This window comes from Arthrobacter sp. ISL-69 (assembly GCF_018613775.1).
Taxonomy (GTDB): domain Bacteria; phylum Actinomycetota; class Actinomycetes; order Actinomycetales; family Micrococcaceae; genus Arthrobacter.
The window spans coordinates 17999-34802 of sequence record NZ_JAGGPO010000009.1; the positions used below are offsets into that span (position 1 = coordinate 17999).

Below are 16804 nucleotides of genomic sequence, written 5' to 3' on the forward strand. Positions count from 1 at the left end.
ATGCTGCGGAGGCTGCCGGCGTGAGACGGTTGTTTCATGAGGATCGACGAACGAATCCAACGGCACTATGCGGAGCTGAGCCCCCAGGAACAGAAGGCGGCAGACACGCTCCTGGACCGCCTCGGCGACCTTGCTACCTACAACGCCGCGGAACTCGCGAGGCTCAGCGGCGTCTCCAAGGCAACTATGAGCCGACTGTTCCGGCGGCTCGGCTTCGAGGATTTCAACGAGGTCAAGGAACACACCCGGTCCATCCGTTCCAGCGGAATGCCGCTGGGGCCGCAGTCGTTCGACGGCGGCCTGGCCGCCCACCTGGGGCAGGAACAGGAAAACCTGCGACGCCTGGCTGAATCCTTCGACGAGGACAAGCTGTCCGGGGCCAGCGCCACCCTCGCCAGCGCCGGAACCGTGCTGCTGCTCGGCTTCCGCAACAGCTATCCGGTGGCGCTGCATTTACGGCAACAACTGCTCCAGTGCCGAAAGGGCGTGTCAGTGGCCCCGCAGCCCGGGCAGAGCCTTGGCGAAGAGCTCGCCGGGGTAAGATCCGGCGACGCGGTGGTCCTTTTCGGCTTCCGACGGCGGCCCGCTGAGTTCCGCAAAGTCCTCCAGGCAGCTTCGGCCACCGGAGCCGCGACCATTCTGATCGGGGACCCGAGCGCACGCCGGCTGGCTGCCGACGCCACCCTTTGGCTCGAGTGCCCGGTGGACGGCGCCCATGCCTTTGACAGCTACGCTGCGGCGATGAGCCTGGTCAGCGTCCTGGCGAACGGCGTGCTCCTGGTGCTGGGACGTGCCGGCCGCGAGCGGGTGCGGGAGGTCACGGGCCTGTTCGACTCACTGGGCGAGATCGAGGCTCGCTGACGCCGACACGGCACGGCACGGCACGGCACGGCAGAAGTAAAGAGGATTTGTTCCAGCAGAAACAGCGTTGAAACATTGGTTCCATCTAATTGAAAGTGTGAAACGGCCGGACCGGCGGCTGTCCCAATCTTTTAGAGGAATCCATGACAGAATCCGCAGTGGCCGCAGCCCGGGTTGAAGCACCCGCCGGCACCGGCCAGCTCCCCGACTACGATCCGCAGCTCAGCAACGAGGACCTCGTACCGCTAAAGAACCAGCGCTGGACCAGCTACAACCTGTTCGCCTTCTGGATGTCGGACGTCCACAGCATCGGCGGCTACGTCACGGCAGGAAGCCTGTTCGCGCTGGGCCTGGCCAGCTGGCAGGTCCTCGTAGCCCTGCTGGTCGGCATCGTGATCGTCAATCTCTTCTGCAACCTCGTGGCCAAGCCCAGCCAGCTCACCGGCGTCCCGTACCCAGTCATCAACCGGGCGGTGTTCGGCGTCAAAGGCGCCAACATCCCGGCCATCATCCGCGGACTGATCGCAGTGGCCTGGTATGGCGTCCAGACCTTTCTGGCGTCCGAGGCACTGGTGATCGTCTTCCTGAAATTCTTCCCAGGGATGGCGCCGCTGTACGACGTCGAAGAGAACGGCTTCCTGGGGCTCTCCACCCTGGGCTGGATCTGCTACGGCATCCTCTGGGTGGCCCAGGCCGCGCTCTTCTGGAACGGTATGGAAAGCATCCGCAAGTTCATCGACTTCGCCGGCCCCGCCGTGTACGTGGTGATGCTGGTTCTGGCCATCTACCTGGTCTCCAAGGCGGGCATCGGCAACATCAGCCTGAACCTGTCCAGCGGCGAGCCCCTGGACTTCGCCGCGTCCATCCCCGTGATGATCTCCGCCATCGCCCTGGTGGTGTCCTACTTCTCCGGGCCGATGCTCAACTTCGGTGACTTCGCCCGCTACGGCAAGAGCTACAAGGCGGTCAAGAAGGGCAACTTCCTGGGCCTGCCGGTGAACTTCCTGTTCTTCTCGCTCCTGACCGTGATCACGGCGTCCGCCACCATCCCGGTGTTCGGCCGCCTCATCACGGACCCGGTCAAGACTGTTCAGGAAATCGACACCGTGTTCGCCGTGCTGCTGGGCGGACTCACCTTCGTCATCGCCACCGTGGGCATCAACATCGTGGCCAACTTCATCTCGCCGGCCTTCGATTTCTCCAACGTCAGCCCGCAGAAAATCAGCTGGCGGGCAGGCGGCATGATTGCCGCCGTCGGCTCCGTCATCCTGACCCCGTGGAACTGGTACTCCAACAACGACGCCATCCACTACACCCTGGGCGTCCTGGGCGCGTTGATCGGGCCGCTGTTCGGCATCCTGATCGCCGGGTACTACGTGGTCAGCCGCCAGAAGGTCTGGGTGGATGACATGTACACGCTGAAGACCACAGGCCGTTACTGGTTCCGGAACGGCTACAACCCGAACGCCGTCAAGGCCGTGGCCATCAGCGGTGCAATCTCCATCGCCTCCGTGCTGATCCCCAAGATCCTGCTCGACACGGGGGCCACATCAGTGAACGCCACCTGGATCGGAAACTACAGCTGGTTCCTCGGATGCGCACTTGGCTATGTCGTCTTCCGGGCGATGGAGCGCAAGTCCCCTATGATTTCGCTCGAACCCTCCGGCGAGGATGCCGGCACCGTCAGCGACGGCACGCTCGTTTAGTACCCGCCGCCGTCGAACTCCGAACTAGGCAACCGCTACTTAAGCGCGAACGGACACTTGAGGACCCATTCCGTCAGGAAATCGGGCCGCAAGTGTCCGTTCGCATTTAAAGGAGGGGGCCTAAGTGTCCGCTCGCGCTGGACGGCGGCAGGTCACACGACGACGGCGTCAGCTTTGGTTGAGCTCGTCCGAGATCGTCTGGGCTGCTTCGCGCAGCAGCGGCACAGCACGTTCCGCGAAGGACTGGTCCACGCGGGACACCGGTCCGGACACCGAGATGGCCGTAGGCGTCGGGGCGTTCGGGACGGCCATTGCGAAGCAGCGGACGCCGATCTCCTGCTCCTCCTCGTCGATGGAGTAGCCGCGTTCACGGATCAGCTTCAGGTCCAGGAGCAGGGTGTCAATGTCGCCGATGCTCTTAGGCGTCGGCGTGGGCATGCCGCTGCGCTGGATGATGCCGCGGACGGTGTCGTCGTCCAGCTGGGCCAGGATCGCCTTGCCGACGCCGGTGGCGTGGGTGTGCGCGCGGCGGCCCACCTCGGTGAACATGCGCATGGAATGCAGTGACGGCACCTGGGCCACGTAGATGACCATGTCCGAGTCCAGCACCGCCATGTTGGACGTCTCCCCGAGCCGGTCCACGAGGGATTTGAGCTGCGGCCGGGCCAGTGCTCCGAGCTGCTTGTTGGCGCCTTCGCCAAGCCGGATGAGCCGCGGGCCGAGGGCATAACGCCGGTTCGGCAGCTGGCGGATGTAGCCCAGGGTGACCAGGGTGCGCAGCAGGCGGTGGATGGTGGGGAGCGGCAGATCGGTGGAGGAAGAAAGCTCGCTGAGCGTGACGTCTCCGCCGGCGTCAGTAATCAGTTCCAAAAGTTCGAAGACGCGCTCAACGGACTGCACGCCTCCCGGGGCTTTTTCAGCCATAACCGTGGTCTCCTGCGGTATCGGTTCCGACAACTCTTATCCACATCGTGAAAAAAATTGCTTAGAAATCCCAAGATACAGCACGCTCCGGCCGTCGTCGATGCGCCCTCGGGGCTTGTGTTTCCACAAAGTAGATAATAATATCCATAATACGAAAACATTTGATTGAACACTAAGCCCTGATGTGCACCGCGTCCGGGCCCGACCAGGAGGAACATTCAATGGCGAACCCGAGCCCCGGAAATTCGATCACCCTGCGCGTGGAAGCACCGTCCAGCTTCACCGCCACGAGCGAGCTGGCCGCCGCCGTCGGAGCCGCCGGCGCAGCCATCACCGCCCTGGACGTCACCGAGTCCCACCACGAGACCCTGGTTGTGGACGTCACCTGCAACACCACCGATGACGAACACGCCGCCCGCGTCAAGGACGCCCTGAACGCGCTCGACGGCGTCACGGTCCAGCATGTCTCCGACCGCACCTTCCTGATGCACCTTGGCGGCAAGCTCGAGGTCGTCCCGAAGGTGGCCCTCCGCAACCGCGACGACCTCTCCCGCGCCTACACCCCCGGCGTCGCCCGCGTCTGTCTGGCCATCGCGGAGGACCCGTCAGCGGCCCGCAACCTGACGGTCAAGCGCAACACGATCGCCGTCCTTACCGACGGTTCAGCCGTCCTTGGCCTGGGCAACATTGGCCCGGCCGCGGCCCTGCCCGTCATGGAAGGCAAAGCCGCCCTTTTCAAGCAGTTCGCCAACGTTGACGCCTGGCCGGTCTGCCTGGACACCCAGGACACCGAGGAAATCATCATGATCGCCAAGGCCATGGCCCCCGTCTACGGCGGCATCAACCTCGAGGACATCGCGGCGCCGCGCTGCTTCGAGATCGAAAACCGCCTCCGCGAAGAACTGGACATCCCGGTCTTCCACGACGACCAGCACGGCACGGCAATCGTCACCCTGGCCGCACTGGTCAACGCCCTGCGCGTAGTGGACAAGAAGCTCTCCGAGGTCAAGATCGTTGTCTCCGGCGTCGGTGCCGCAGGCTCGGCCATCATCCAGCTCCTCAAGGCCCAGGGGGCGAAGCACATCGTCGCCGCCGGCCGCTCCGGCGCCATCCACTCCGGCCAGGAATACAGCGACGAACACCGCAGCTGGATCGCAGCCAACACCAACGAAGAAGGCTTCTCCGGGACCCTGCACGAGGCCATCGTAGGGGCGGATGTCTTCATCGGCGTCAGCGCCCCTCACGTGATCGGCGAGGAGCAGGTGGGCGCGATGGCTGAGAACGCCATCGTATTCGCCATGGCCAACCCCACACCGGAAATCGACCCGGTGGTAGCGTCGAAGCATGCGGCAGTGGTGGCTACGGGGCGCAGCGACTTCCCCAACCAGATCAACAACGTACTGGCATTCCCGGGGTTCTTCCGCGGGCTGCTGGATGCCGGGGCCTCGGACATCACGCCGGACATGCTGGTGGCCGCAGCGGAGGCGATTGCCAACCGCGTGGCGGACGATGAACTCAACGCCAGCTACATCATCCCCAGCGTCTTCGACCCCCACGTTGCCGCCGACGTCGCAGCTGCCGTGGCAAATGCAGCCAACGCAGCCAAAGCCGCCGCGCACGCAGCCCCAGAACCCGCCAACGCCTGATTCGCAAGCCTAGAAAGGACCCGGACAATGGCTCTCTCAGTCACAGACCCGCAGCCGATTGCACGAGCAGAGGAAATCCTCACCCCGAAGGCACTGGCCTTTGTGGAGGAGCTCCACAAGCGGTTTGCGGGCACCCGCGCCGAACTCCTCAAAGCCCGGGTGGCCAAGCGCGAGCAGGTAGCCCGGACCGGAAAGCTTGATTTCCTGCCGGAAACCAAGGATGTCCGCGAGGGCGACTGGAAGGTTGCGCCGGCGCCTGCCGCACTGCAGGACCGCCGAGTGGAAATGACCGGCCCCGCCTCACCGGCCAAGATGGCCATCAACGCACTCAACTCCGGCGCCAAGGTGTGGCTGGCCGACCTCGAGGACGCCAGCACGCCCACCTGGGCCAACGTCATCGACGCCATCCTTAACCTCCGCGATGCCGCCACCGGATCCCTGAGCTACACCTCCCCCGAGGGCAAGGAATACCGGCTCCGCACCGATGCCCCGCTCGCCGTGGTCGTGGCCCGTCCCCGAGGCTGGCACATGGACGAACGCCACCTCCTGCTCAACGACGAACACACCGTGGGCGCACTGGTGGACTTCGGCCTGCACTTCTTCCACGTGGCAAAGCAGCTGGTCCTTAACGGCCACGGTCCGTACTACTACCTGCCCAAGATGGAAAGCCACCTTGAGGCGAGGCTCTGGAACGAGGTGTTCGTCTTCGCGCAGGAATTCCTGGGCCTCCCGCAGGGCACCATCAAGGCCACCGTGCTGATCGAGACCATCCCCGCAGCGTTCGAGATGGACGAAATCCTGTACGAGCTCCGCGACCACGCCGCCGGTCTGAACGCCGGACGGTGGGACTACCTGTTCAGCATCATCAAGTACTTCCGCGATGCCGGAGCGGACTTTGTGCTGCCGGACCGCGCCACGGTTGCCATGACGGCACCCTTCATGCGCGCCTACACCGAGCTGCTGGTCAAGACGTGCCACCACCGCGGCGCCTTTGCCATGGGCGGCATGGCTGCCGTCATCCCCAACCGCCGCGAACCCGAGGTCACCGCCCAGGCGTTCGAGAAGGTCCGTGCGGACAAGACGCGCGAGGCCCACGACGGCTTTGACGGCTCCTGGGTTGCGCACCCGGACCTGGTGCCGGTATGCCAGGAAGTGTTCGATTCCGTCCTCGGGGAGCGCCCCAACCAGCTGGACAAGCAGCGCCCGGAGGTCAGCGTCACAGCAGACCAGCTGCTGGACATCGCCTCGGCTGACGGCACGGTCACGGAGGCCGGGCTGCGCCTGAACCTCTACGTCGCCGTCGCGTATACGGCCGTGTGGATTTCGGGCAACGGCGCGGTGGCCATCCACAACCTGATGGAGGATGCCGCCACGGCCGAGATCTCCCGCTCGCAGGTCTGGCAGCAGATCCGCAACGGCGTGGTGCTGGCCGACACCGGGAAGACTGTCACCCGTGAACTCGTCGGCGCCATCCTCGCCGAGGAAACCGCAAAGCTTCGCGGCGAAGTGGGAGAGGAAGCCTTCGCGAAGTACTACCTCCCCGCCAGCGGGCTGATCGCGGACATCTGCCTTTCCGAGGACTACACGGACTTCCTCACCACTCCGGCCTACGAACTGGTGGGCTGAGGCATGGCAGTACCCACAGGTTCCCTCAGCCCCAACGATCTCGCGCAGATCGACGCCCAGCTGGCCGCCACCGACCAGCTGCTGGAGCGCAACTACCCGGGCGACGATGGCACCCGCCAGCCGGTACATACCGTGTATGTACCGGCGGACCGTTTCACGCCGTCGTTCGCCGCTGAGTGGGGCGCCCAGGCGCTGGGGACGGCGGCCGCCCACGGCGGCCTCGGCCGTCTCGGCCACCTGCTGGGCCAGGACGCCGACCTCGCCGAGGCAGTGGCGTCCCGCGTCCAGGCGAAGCTGGAAAGCGAACCGATCGAGGACCTGCGCCTGGACTTCGAGGACGGGTTCGGGGACAGGGGCGACGACGCCGAGGACGCTGCCGCTGCAGCAGCGGCTTCCGCCGTGGCCGCCGCAGTTGCGGCCGGCACAGCACCCCCGTTCATCGGCATCCGCTTCAAATGCTTCGAGGCTGCCACCCGGGCCCGCGGCCTGCGTACGCTGGACCTGTTTGTTTCCGGCCTGGCCGCAGCGGGCGAACTCCCGCAGGGCCTGATCCTCACCCTGCCGAAGGTCACCACCGTGGCGCAGGTCAAGGCCATGGACTTCGCCGTCTCACGGCTGGAGGAAGCCCATGCGCTGCCCGCAGGCCGGCTGCGGTTCGAGGTGCAGGTGGAGACCCCGCAGCTCATCCTCGGCCCGGACGGTACCTCACCGGTGGCGCAGCTTCCGCACGCCGTTCCGGGCAGGATCAGCGGCCTGCACTACGGCACCTATGACTACTCCGCCTCCCTGCAGATCTCCGCCGAATACCAGTCCATGGAGCACCCGGTGGCTGACTACGCCAAGGAGGTCATGCAGCTGGCAGTGGCCGGAACGGGCATCCGACTGTCGGACGGTTCCACCAACATCATCCCGGTGGGCGACAACGTGGAGAATGCGTGGCGCCTGCACGGGCGGCTGGTGCGGCGTTCCCTGGAGCGCGGCTACTACCAGGGCTGGGACCTGCACCCGGCCCAGCTGCCCAGCCGGTTCGCGGCCACCTACGCGTTCTACCGCCAGGGGCTGCCCGCGGCGGCGGCCCGGCTGCGCACCTACGTGGAACGCACCGAAGGCGGTGTCATGGACGAGCCCGCCACCGCCCGGGCGCTGGCCGCTTTTGTGCTGCGCGGCGTGCAGTGCGGCGCCGTGGGTGCCGAAGACGTCCAGGCGCTTGCCGGCGTCGGCGTCCCCCAACTCACCGGACTGGCCCACCCACGGCTGGCACAGACCACTTCAAAGTAAGGATCCAAAGATGGGCAAGTACTATTCCCCTGAAGGCGGACTGCCGCCCCAAACGCACCTCACTACCGAGCGCGCGATCGTCAAAGAGGCCTACACCGTGATCCCCAAGGGCGTCATGACGGACATCGTGACGAGCAACCTGCCCGGCTTCTCGAACACCCGCTCCTGGATCATCGCCCGCCCGATCTCGGGGTTCGCCACCACGTTCTCGCAGCTGATCGTTGAGATCGGTCCTGGCGGAGGCGCGCCCAAGGCCGAATTCGAGGCTGGCGTCGAAGGCGTCGTCTTCGTCACCAAGGGGCAGGTCAATCTGACGCTCGACGGCGAGCTTCACCAGCTTGAGGAGGGCGGCTACGCCTACCTCGCAGCAGGTTCAACCTGGGGCCTGGAAAACGTCTCCTCCGACGTCGTGTCATTCCACTGGATCCGGAAGGCCTACGAGCGGCTTGAAGGGTACGAGGCCAAGTCCTTCGTCACGAGTGATGCTGAAGTGGAACCGCGCGAGATGCCGGACACCGACGGCGCGTGGAAGACCACCCGCTTCGCGGACCCCAACGACCTGGCCCACGACATGCACGTGAACATCGTGACCTTCCAGCCGGGCGGCGTGATCCCGTTCCCGGAGACCCACGTCATGGAGCATGGCCTTTACGTCCTCCAGGGCAAGGCCATGTACCTGCTCAACAACGACTGGGTGGAGGTGGAGGCCGGCGACTTTATGTGGCTCCGCGCGTTCTGCCCGCAGGCCTGCTACGCCGGCGGCCCGGGCGAATTCCGCTACCTGCTGTACAAGGACGTCAACCGCCAGATCCGCCTGACCTAGCACCCGCGCCCGGCGCCGGGAGCGTCCGCCGGGATCGCCGGATTCACCGGGATCGCCGGAAGCCTGCGGATTCGCCGTAGACTTCCGGCGATTTCGACGGATGCTGCGCCCGGCGCCCATCGTCTCTTGACGCGTCCGAACCCCCTGAGGAACATGAGTTCCGTGAGGTCGATTCGCGCCCTGCCGTTCCGGCTTGCGGCCGCAGCGGCGGCCGCGCTGGCAGCCCTGACGGGCGGCTGCACCGCGGTCCCGGATCCCCCGGAGAAGCCCTCTTCGATGGAGCGGCTGGGCGAGGCACTGGAAGAGTTTGGCAACGGAATGCTCGACGACGGCGCCCCCGCCGTCCTGATGCAGGCCAAAGTGCGTGGCGAGGAATGGTCCCGGGCTTCGGGAGTCAGGAGCCTGGAGAACCAGGAGCCGGTTGAGATTACGGATTCCCTGCACGTCGCCAGCGTGACCAAGAGCTTCGTGGCGGTGTCCGTACTCAAGCTGGCCGCAGAGGGAAAGCTGGGACTCGACGACCCCGTCAGCAAACATTTGCCGGAGTTTGACACCATCATGCACCCGCCCGGACCGGTCACCATCCGTCGGCTCCTGCAGCACAGGTCGGGCATGCCGGACTACATCATCCCGCTCTTTCAGCAGGGCAGCCTAAAGGAGGTGCTGGCTAGGAGCTGGAACGACCGGGAACTCCTTGCCCTGGCCGCGACATGGCGTTGGGAAGCGAGGCTGGCACAGGGGTTTGATTACTCGGACTCGAACTACGTCACGCTCGGCATGGTGGTCGAACGCATGCGCGGCCGGTCCATCGCGGACGTCCTGCGCTCCGACATCGTGGAACCGCTAGGACTGGAGGCGACCTGGCTGGCCGCACCGGGACCGGCCCCGGCGCCCATGGTCCACGGCTACGTCACCGTTTTCGGCGATCGCCTGGACGTGACGTATCCGGCACTCCATACCGGCTCGCCGGCCAGTGGCCTGGTGTCCGCCGTCGGCGACCTGAACACGTTCTACGCGGCCTTGCTGCAGGGCCGGCTGATCCCCCGGGCGATGCTTACGGAAATGCAGAGCCCGATCTACGCCCGGTACGGCCTGGGCATCCAGCGTTGGAACGACACCTGCACCAACAACTTCTACTACGGCCACGCCGGTGACACTCTCGGCTACGGCACCGTTTCGATGTCCAGCGCCGACGGCACGCGCCAGGCGTCGGTATCGCTCGCCTTCCCTCCGGCGCCATTCAGCGTCACCGGAGACGGCACTGTGGAGGACATGGTTGCCATGGTGGAGGAGGCGCTCAACGCCAGCTGTTAGGGCACGGGCCGGTCGGCCGCCGGGCATGACGTTCGGCCCTTCTGACGGTGCCGGCCCGCAACGTAGAGTGAGGCATGCCCACCACAGCCGGCGAGGTCCTGAGAAACTACTTGGCCACGCAGCTTGCCGAGCTCAGGCATCAGGAGCCCTTGGTGCGACAGGAAGAACCGGATTCGGTCCATCAAATGCGGATGTCCGTCCGCCGGCTTCGTTCTCTGCTGGCCACCGGGAAGAAGCTGCTTGACCGAGGCACCGTGACTGCGGTCCGGGCAGAACTCAAATGGCTGTCCGGGGTGCTCGGTGCCGCAAGGGATCCTGAAGTGATGCGCGAGCGGCTTGGCGAACTTCTGGCCGGGGAACCTGAAGCGTTGGTCTTCGGACCTGCCGCGCGGAGGATTGACGAGACCCTTGATGCCGCCTCCGCCGCCGGCCGAAAGGCGGCACTGGAGGCCCTCGACAGCGACCGTTACGCCGGCCTGGTCTCCCAACTGGCGGAGCTCGTGGCCGCCCCTCCCCTGACTGGGAAGGCATCTCGCACACCCCGCAAGACCATGCTGAAGCTCGTCTCCAAGGATGCGGCGAGAGTGCAGCGCCTGGTCGAAAAAGTGGAGCAAAAGTCCGACGCCGGCAACCCCGGGAGCAGCCCGGCGCACGAGAACTCCGCGCACGATGTGGGCCTGCACGAGGTGCGGAAGGCGGCCAAGCGGCTGCGGTACGCCGCCGAGGCTGCCCAGCCGGTAGCAGGCAAGAAGGCCGCCAAGATGGCCAAGCGTGCCCACAAAATTCAGAAGCTCCTTGGACTGCACCAGGACAGCGTCGTGGCCCGCGCCCAGCTGGCCGAACTTGGCGGCCGGGCATTTCGCAGCGGCGACAGCGGCTTCACATACGGACGGCTCCACGCCCGGGAGCAAGTTCTTGCCGGGAAGTCCGAGGCCAAATTCTGGAAGGCCTGGAGGAAGTTCCCCCGCAGCTGAGGCCGCGGCTAGGGCTGCAGCACCACCTTGATGCAGCCGTCCTCCTTCTTCTGGAATTTCTCGTACATCGCCGGGGCCTTATCCAGCCCCACGCGGTGGGTCACCAGGTCCATGACGCCCAGCGGATCGGCGTCGTCCTCCACCAGGGGCAGCAGCTGATCTGTCCAGTTCCGGACGTTGCACTGGCCCATCCGAAGCTGGACCTGCTTATCGAACATCGACAGCAGCGGCATCGGGCTCGCCTGACCGCCATATACGCCGCTGAGGGACACTGTGCCGCCGCGGCGTACCGCGTCGAGGGAAGTATGGAGTGCGGCCAGGCGGTCCACCCCCGCGGTTTCCATCGCCTTCTGCGCCAGCTTGTCCGGGAGCAGGCCCAAGGCGTTATGGGCGAAGGCCGCCACCGGCGAGCCATGTGCTTCCATGCCGACGGCGTCAATCACCGAGTCCGCGCCGCGGCCATCGGTGGTTTCGCGGATCTCGTCCGCGGCGGTCTTGCTGTAGTCGAGGGTTTCGACGCCGTGGCGTTCGGCCATCGCCCGGCGTTCGGGCACTGGATCAACGCCGATCACCCGCAGGCCGAAGTGTTTTCCGATGCGTGTGGCGAACTGGCCCACCGGTCCGAGGCCGAACACTGCCAGGGTGCCGCCTTCAGGAGTGTCAGCGTATTTCACTCCCTGCCACGCGGTGGGCAGGATGTCAGAAAGAAACAAGTAGCGTTCGTCCGGCAGCTCCGCGCCCACCTTGACGGGTCCATAGTCCGCATACGGAACCCGCAGGAACTCAGCTTGGCCGCCGGGTACAGACCCATACAACTCGGAGAATCCGAACAGCGCTGCCCCGGAGTTCTTTGCCTTGACCTGCGTGGTCTCGCACTGGGACTGCAGCCCTTGGGAGCACATAAAGCATTCGCCGCAGGAAATGTTGAAGGGAATTACGACGCGGTCCCCCTTGGAAAGCTTGGTTACCGCGCTTCCCACTTCCACCACGATGCCCATTGGCTCATGTCCCAGCACATCACCCTTGTTCAAATAAGGACCGAGGACCTCATAAAGATGGAGGTCCGAGCCGCAGATGGCGGAGGAAGTGATGCGGATGATCGCGTCCGTGGGCTCCTGGATTATCGGATCCGGAACGTTCTCCACGCTGACGGAGCGTTTTCCCTGCCAGGTAAGTGCCTTCATGGTGCGCCTTTCTGTCAAGTTGCGACGATCCCCGAACGGGCCTCTTCGACCGTAACGCCGATTGACGGCCACGTGAAGGTCAGCAAGCTTATTATTTTGCGGAACACTAAAACTAAGCAAACTGAGCAAATCTCTTGCCTGCGGACGCAGCGGATCATAGCGTTGGATCATCCCGAGCATCGAGGAAAGGCAGCGACATGACGCTTTACCAGCCAGAGCCGGTGGAGATTTCCACGCGGATGCGTCCCGGCGAGTGGACCGAATCCAGTCTTGAAGAACTGGTCACGTCCTACCGGGCCAAGCTCATGGGAATGGGGGCCGGACCGGCCGATGTCATCACCGAAGTCGAACGCGACGACGACGGCTCCGTCAGCGTCGCAGTGTCCTGGAACAAGGGCGACATCGCCGACGCCTAGGACCTTGCGGCGAGCCTGCCGATCGCACTGTCGCGCAGGTTCGCCAAGAGGTCCCGCGGATTCTCGTAAACTTCCACGGCACCCGCCTCCAGCAGCTCACCTGCGCTTGTGCCACCGCAGGTCAGGCCGATGGTAGGAATGCCCAGCCTGGCCGCGGCGTAGACGTCCCAGACGGCATCGCCGACGTACACCACGTCCTCGGCCAACACGCCGGCACCCTCCAAGGCGGCCACCAGGATGTCGGGGTCCGGCTTGCTCTCCTTGGCATCGTTGGCGCTGGTGGCGGTGTGGATGTACGAATCGGCGTGCAGGGTGGCGCGCAGCGCAGCGAGGTCCTCCTCCCGGGCTGACGATGCCAGCGCCACCGCGAAGCCGCCTTCGTAGCACTGGGCCAGGAGATCCCGCGCCCCGTCGAACGCCCGCAGTGCGGGCCAAAAGGTGGAAAACACCGCACCGTGGGCCGCCATGATTGAAGCGTCACGGGTTCTATCCCGGCCAGCCGGCAGAAGCCGGTCAACCAGCTTGTCCCCGCCCATGCCCACCGAGCGGTGGATGGAGGCCATAGGCACATCCAGCCCAAAGTGCCGGAAGGCCTGCCACCACGCAATGGTATGGAGGTACGAGGAATCCACGAGCGTTCCGTCGACGTCGAAAAGGACGCCGCGTTTTCGCCTGCCGCGGGTTCCGTTACTGGGCATGGCCGCCTTCGGTCTCAGGGCCTTCGGTATCAGAGATGAGTGCGGGCCCGCTTATGCCCAATGACCCCAGCCGGCCGGCCGGACCCGAGAACGCCGATGTTCTTCGGCGACGTGGCGTGCTGCCGCACGGGCGGCTGCTTGAGGGGGGCAGAATCCTGGCTTGCACTTATGTCCCGGATCAATCCGGTACCCGCGATCTCCCTTGCCCTGGTCACGCCGGCGGCGGCTGCCCGCTTGGTCGGAAAGGTGACTGAGATGGCCATGAGGTTTCCGCTTCCGTCGATTAGCCTGACGCGGTAACCGCCATCGGGGGCATCAACCAGCTCGAAATATCCAGCCATTGCAACTCCTCCGTTCGTCACCTCGAGATGAGGTATTAGTAAGTATACTTACCTATCCGAATTACGGAAGTCCCGAGATCATCACCCGCGAACCGGAAGGAAGCTGAACCTGAAGGGCTCCCATCCCGCCGTCGGAGACTTCCAGAACGCTCCTTGCACCTGGGAATCTTGCAGATACGGCCCAGACTGCCATAAGCCGGGACCCTTGGCGAGGGGACGCAGATTCCGGGCTAGAGTGCGGCGGTTTGCCGAAGAACCTGGCGCTGACGGCCCAGTCCTTCGACTTCCAGCTCCAGCACATCGCCGTCTTGGAGGTAGGGAAAGCGCCCGGAGAGGGCCACACCCTCCGGCGTACCGGTCAGGATGACGTCACCGGCTTCCAGGACCATGAACTGGCTCAGGTGGTGCACGATGGCGGGAACGTCGAAGATGAGGTCCGCCGTGGACGAGTCCTGGCGCAGCTCGTCATTTACCCAGGTACGCAGACGAAGATCTGAAGCGTCCAGGTCGGCGGCCGGAACGAACCACGGGCCAAGGGGTGTGGACGCCGGGAGCGACTTTCCCTTGACCCACTGGCCGGCCGCACCGGGCAGCTGGTAGTCCCGCTCCGAAAGGTCGTTGGCCAGCAGGTAACCGGCGATGCAGTCCGCGGCCTCGTCCGCCGACGTCAGGTACGAGGTGCGCCGCCCGATCACGACGGCCAGCTCGACTTCCCAGTCATACTTGTGGGACAGCGGCGGGATGGGGGCGTCGTCGAACGGGCCTGCCACGGTGTTGGTTGGCTTGAGGAACACCACCGGCACTTCCGGCACGGCGGCTCCTGACTCGGCCGCATGGCCGGCGTAGTTCAGGCCGATGCCCACCAGCGCGCCGGGCCGGGCCAGCGGGGCACCCGTGCGAAGCGCGCCTGCCTCGGTGATCTCGGGCAGGTTCCCGGCAGCGAGCGCGTCCCGGACCCGGTCAACGCCACCGCCTTCCAGGAACGTTCCGTCGATGTCCGCTGTGAGGCCAGCGAGGGAATACCATTTCCCGTTCGAGCCCGGCCCGCCGGGTTGAACGGCCGGCTGCTCCCTGCCTGGATCTCCGAGACGCGCAAATTTCACCGGTCAACACTCCTTCGTGCCTGCTCCGAATAGGTTCCGTGACTATGGAACCACGCAGCTGCCCCTGGCCCCCAGCTGAACGAAATGTGACCGCCGGGCCGCCGGCTCCACCGTCAGCTCCCGTGTACCGGCGTGTCGCTGCGGTGCACGCTGTCCTCGTGCAGTTCCAGCGCACTCATGATCAACGCGAAGTGGCTGAAGGCCTGCGGGGTGTTCCCCAGCTGGCGGCCGCTTTCGACTCCCCATTCCTCGCTCAGGAGACCCACGTCGTTGCGCAACGCCAGGAGCCGTTCGAACAGGTCCTTGGCTTCGCGGCGCCGCCCCACCCCAATGAGCGCTTCCACCAACCAGAAGGAGCAGGCGAGGAAGACACCTTCGTCCCCGGTAAGCCCGTCGTCGACTTCCTCCGTCCGGTAGCGCAACAGGAAACCGTCGTGCGTGAGTTCGCGCTGCACGGCTTCGATGGTGCCCACCACCCTGGGGTCGTCCGGCGGGAGAAAGCCGACGCGGGGCAGGAGCAGGAGGCTGGCGTCCAGCTCCGGCCGCCCATAGGACTGCACAAAGGTGTTCCGCTCCGCGTCGAAGCCGTTGGCCATGACATCTGCGTGGATGGTGTCCCGGAGCTCCTCCCAGCGGTCAGCCGGGCCCACCAGACCGAAATCCCGTACGCCTTTGACCATCCGGTCGGCCGCAACCCATGCCATCACCTTTGAGTGGGTGAAGTGGCGGCGGGGGCCGCGCATCTCCCACAGGCCGTTGTCGGGCCGCCGCCAGGCACCCTCAAGGTGTTCCATAAGGGCAACCTGGACGTCCCAGGCCTCGTCGCTGTGCTTCAGCAGGGAGTGCCTGGTCAGGGACAGGCAGTCCAGGACCTCGCCCCACACGTCCAGCTGGAGCTGGCCGGCGGCACCGTTGCCGATCCGCACCGGAGCGGACTTTTCGTAGCCCTGCAGCCACGGGAGCTCCATTTCCGGCAGCCTGCGCTCGCCGTGGATGCCGTACATGATCTGCAGGTCCGCCGGGTCGCCGGCCACTGCCCGCAGTAGCCAGTCGCGCCAGGAGGCTGCCTCTTCGGTATAGCCGGCGGCAAGCAGTGCCTGCAGCGTGAGCGTGGCGTCCCGGAGCCAGCAATAGCGGTAGTCCCAGTTGCGGGAACCACCCAGCTGCTCCGGCAGGGACGTGGTCACAGCAGCCACGATGCCGCCCGTTGGATCGTAGGTCAGTGCCTTGAGCGTGATCAGCGAGCGCTGGATGGCCTCACGGTAGGGACCGGTGATGGTGCATTTCGCGGACCAATCCAGCCAGAAAGCCTCCGTGGACGCCAGGACGGCCTCCGGATCGATGGACCGCGGGCGGTAAAGGTGGCTGGGCGTCCAGGTGAGCACGAAGGGCACTCTCTCCCCCGCCTCGACGGTGAAGTCGCTGACGGTCTTCAGGCGCTCGCCGCGCAGAGGTGCGTCACTGACCAGGTAGGCCGCATCGGGGCCGGCGACGGCGTGGATTCCGTACTCGTCGTGCCGGACCCAGGGGACGATGTGGCCGTAGTCGAACCTCAGTGACAGTTCGCCGCGCATCCTGACGCTTCCGCGGACGCCAACCACGATCCGCACAATGTCCGCCACGGCGTCACGGGGCGGCATGAAGTCGATGACCTTAACCGTTCCGCTTTCGGTTTCCCATTCGGTCTCCAGAATGAGCGTCCCCTTGCGGTAATGGCGCCGGGTGCAGTCTCCGCCGCCGGCAGGTGCCAGCAGCCACCGCCCCGACTTCGGTGTGTCCAGCAGCGCGTTGAAGCAGGCCGGCGAATCGAACCGCGGGAGGCACAGCCAGTCAATGGAACCCTCAGTGCTGATGAGTGCCGCCGTGTGCAGGTCGCCCACCACCGCGTAGTCCTCTATGCGTGCCATGGG

General features: G+C 65.5%; 15 protein-coding genes. 9 read left to right on the forward strand and 6 right to left on the reverse strand.

Annotation, left to right across the window (positions count from 1 at the left end):
- Positions 1-36: 36 nt before the first annotated feature.
- Both J7I79_RS05045 and J7I79_RS05050 read left to right on the forward strand, forming a co-directional pair.
- The gene (locus J7I79_RS05045; protein ID WP_214951032.1) at positions 37-861 is read left to right on the forward strand and encodes a MurR/RpiR family transcriptional regulator; all 825 of its coding nucleotides are present in this window, start codon (positions 37-39) and stop codon (positions 859-861) included.
- Positions 862-1004: 143 nt separating this feature from the next.
- Positions 1005-2567 carry an NCS1 family nucleobase:cation symporter-1 gene (locus J7I79_RS05050; protein ID WP_214951034.1) on the forward strand — a complete coding sequence of 521 codons (1563 nt, stop codon included), beginning with the start codon at positions 1005-1007 and terminating at the stop codon, positions 2565-2567.
- Between the two features lie 168 nt (positions 2568-2735).
- Here J7I79_RS05050 and J7I79_RS05055 read toward each other — a convergent pair whose 3' ends face one another.
- A complete protein-coding gene (locus tag J7I79_RS05055) occupies positions 2736-3491 on the reverse strand; it encodes an IclR family transcriptional regulator (RefSeq protein ID WP_214951036.1) in 756 nt (251 codons plus the stop codon).
- Positions 3492-3712: 221 nt separating this feature from the next.
- Here J7I79_RS05055 and J7I79_RS05060 point away from each other — a divergent pair, with 221 nt between their 5' ends.
- The 6 genes from J7I79_RS05060 to J7I79_RS05085 all read left to right on the forward strand — a co-directional run bounded on the left by J7I79_RS05060 (position 3713) and on the right by J7I79_RS05085 (position 11152).
- Complete coding sequence (locus J7I79_RS05060; RefSeq protein WP_214951038.1) at positions 3713-5137, forward strand: NAD-dependent malic enzyme; 1425 nt, start codon at positions 3713-3715, stop codon at positions 5135-5137.
- A 27-nt stretch (positions 5138-5164) separates the two neighbouring features.
- The gene (aceB, locus tag J7I79_RS05065; protein WP_214951040.1) at positions 5165-6763 is read left to right on the forward strand and encodes a malate synthase A; all 1599 of its coding nucleotides are present in this window, start codon (positions 5165-5167) and stop codon (positions 6761-6763) included.
- A gap of 3 nt (positions 6764-6766) precedes the next feature.
- Entirely contained in the window at positions 6767-8041 is a 1275-nt protein-coding gene (locus J7I79_RS05070; RefSeq protein ID WP_214951042.1) for a DUF6986 family protein, read from the forward strand.
- A 10-nt stretch (positions 8042-8051) separates the two neighbouring features.
- Positions 8052-8864 carry a bifunctional allantoicase/(S)-ureidoglycine aminohydrolase gene (locus J7I79_RS05075; protein WP_214951044.1) on the forward strand — a complete coding sequence of 271 codons (813 nt, stop codon included), beginning with the start codon at positions 8052-8054 and terminating at the stop codon, positions 8862-8864.
- Between the two features lie 153 nt (positions 8865-9017).
- A complete protein-coding gene (locus tag J7I79_RS05080; protein ID WP_251042409.1) occupies positions 9018-10178 on the forward strand; it encodes a serine hydrolase in 1161 nt (386 codons plus the stop codon).
- A gap of 74 nt (positions 10179-10252) precedes the next feature.
- On the forward strand, positions 10253-11152 hold the full coding sequence (locus J7I79_RS05085; RefSeq protein WP_214951048.1) for a CHAD domain-containing protein: 900 nt from the start codon (positions 10253-10255) through the stop codon (positions 11150-11152).
- Positions 11153-11160: 8 nt separating this feature from the next.
- On the opposite strand, the gene J7I79_RS05090 is transcribed toward J7I79_RS05085, so the two are convergent.
- Entirely contained in the window at positions 11161-12336 is a 1176-nt protein-coding gene (locus J7I79_RS05090) for a zinc-dependent alcohol dehydrogenase (protein WP_214951050.1), read from the reverse strand.
- Between the two features lie 197 nt (positions 12337-12533).
- On the opposite strand from J7I79_RS05090, the gene J7I79_RS05095 reads away from it, so the two are divergent.
- Positions 12534-12752, forward strand: coding sequence for a hypothetical protein (locus J7I79_RS05095; protein WP_214951051.1), 219 nt, complete (start codon positions 12534-12536; stop codon positions 12750-12752).
- On the opposite strand, the gene J7I79_RS05100 is transcribed toward J7I79_RS05095, so the two are convergent.
- The 4 genes from J7I79_RS05100 to J7I79_RS05115 all read right to left on the reverse strand — a co-directional run bounded on the left by J7I79_RS05100 (position 12749) and on the right by J7I79_RS05115 (position 16801).
- The gene (locus J7I79_RS05100; protein ID WP_214951053.1) at positions 12749-13450 is read right to left on the reverse strand and encodes an HAD family hydrolase; all 702 of its coding nucleotides are present in this window, start codon (positions 13448-13450) and stop codon (positions 12749-12751) included. The genes J7I79_RS05095 and J7I79_RS05100 overlap by 4 nt on opposite strands.
- A 29-nt stretch (positions 13451-13479) precedes the next feature.
- Entirely contained in the window at positions 13480-13791 is a 312-nt protein-coding gene (locus J7I79_RS05105; protein WP_214951054.1) for a DUF1508 domain-containing protein, read from the reverse strand.
- 230 nt (positions 13792-14021) lie between these two features.
- The gene (locus J7I79_RS05110) at positions 14022-14894 is read right to left on the reverse strand and encodes a fumarylacetoacetate hydrolase family protein (protein ID WP_214951056.1); all 873 of its coding nucleotides are present in this window, start codon (positions 14892-14894) and stop codon (positions 14022-14024) included.
- Positions 14895-15007: 113 nt separating this feature from the next.
- Positions 15008-16801: a glycoside hydrolase family 15 protein gene (locus tag J7I79_RS05115; RefSeq protein ID WP_214951059.1), complete on the reverse strand. Its 1794-nt coding sequence runs from the start codon at positions 16799-16801 to the stop codon at positions 15008-15010.
- Between the last annotated feature and the right edge of the window lie 3 nt (positions 16802-16804).

What these genes read in the sequence shown, in the direction of transcription:
- J7I79_RS05045 (WP_214951032.1), top strand. Translation starts at nt 37, where the DNA reads ATGAGGATCGACGAACGAATCCAACGGCACTATGCGGAGCTGAGCCCC.
- J7I79_RS05050 (WP_214951034.1), top strand. Translation starts at nt 1,005, where the DNA reads ATGACAGAATCCGCAGTGGCCGCAGCCCGGGTTGAAGCACCCGCCGGC.
- J7I79_RS05055 (WP_214951036.1), bottom strand. Translation starts at nt 3,491, where the DNA reads ATGGCTGAAAAAGCCCCGGGAGGCGTGCAGTCCGTTGAGCGCGTCTTC.
- J7I79_RS05060 (WP_214951038.1), top strand. Translation starts at nt 3,713, where the DNA reads ATGGCGAACCCGAGCCCCGGAAATTCGATCACCCTGCGCGTGGAAGCA.
- aceB (WP_214951040.1), top strand. Translation starts at nt 5,165, where the DNA reads ATGGCTCTCTCAGTCACAGACCCGCAGCCGATTGCACGAGCAGAGGAA.
- J7I79_RS05070 (WP_214951042.1), top strand. Translation starts at nt 6,767, where the DNA reads ATGGCAGTACCCACAGGTTCCCTCAGCCCCAACGATCTCGCGCAGATC.
- J7I79_RS05075 (WP_214951044.1), top strand. Translation starts at nt 8,052, where the DNA reads ATGGGCAAGTACTATTCCCCTGAAGGCGGACTGCCGCCCCAAACGCAC.
- J7I79_RS05080 (WP_251042409.1), top strand. Translation starts at nt 9,018, where the DNA reads ATGAGTTCCGTGAGGTCGATTCGCGCCCTGCCGTTCCGGCTTGCGGCC.
- J7I79_RS05085 (WP_214951048.1), top strand. Translation starts at nt 10,253, where the DNA reads ATGCCCACCACAGCCGGCGAGGTCCTGAGAAACTACTTGGCCACGCAG.
- J7I79_RS05090 (WP_214951050.1), bottom strand. Translation starts at nt 12,336, where the DNA reads ATGAAGGCACTTACCTGGCAGGGAAAACGCTCCGTCAGCGTGGAGAAC.
- J7I79_RS05095 (WP_214951051.1), top strand. Translation starts at nt 12,534, where the DNA reads ATGACGCTTTACCAGCCAGAGCCGGTGGAGATTTCCACGCGGATGCGT.
- J7I79_RS05100 (WP_214951053.1), bottom strand. Translation starts at nt 13,450, where the DNA reads ATGCCCAGTAACGGAACCCGCGGCAGGCGAAAACGCGGCGTCCTTTTC.
- J7I79_RS05105 (WP_214951054.1), bottom strand. Translation starts at nt 13,791, where the DNA reads ATGGCTGGATATTTCGAGCTGGTTGATGCCCCCGATGGCGGTTACCGC.
- J7I79_RS05115 (WP_214951059.1), bottom strand. Translation starts at nt 16,801, where the DNA reads ATGGCACGCATAGAGGACTACGCGGTGGTGGGCGACCTGCACACGGCG.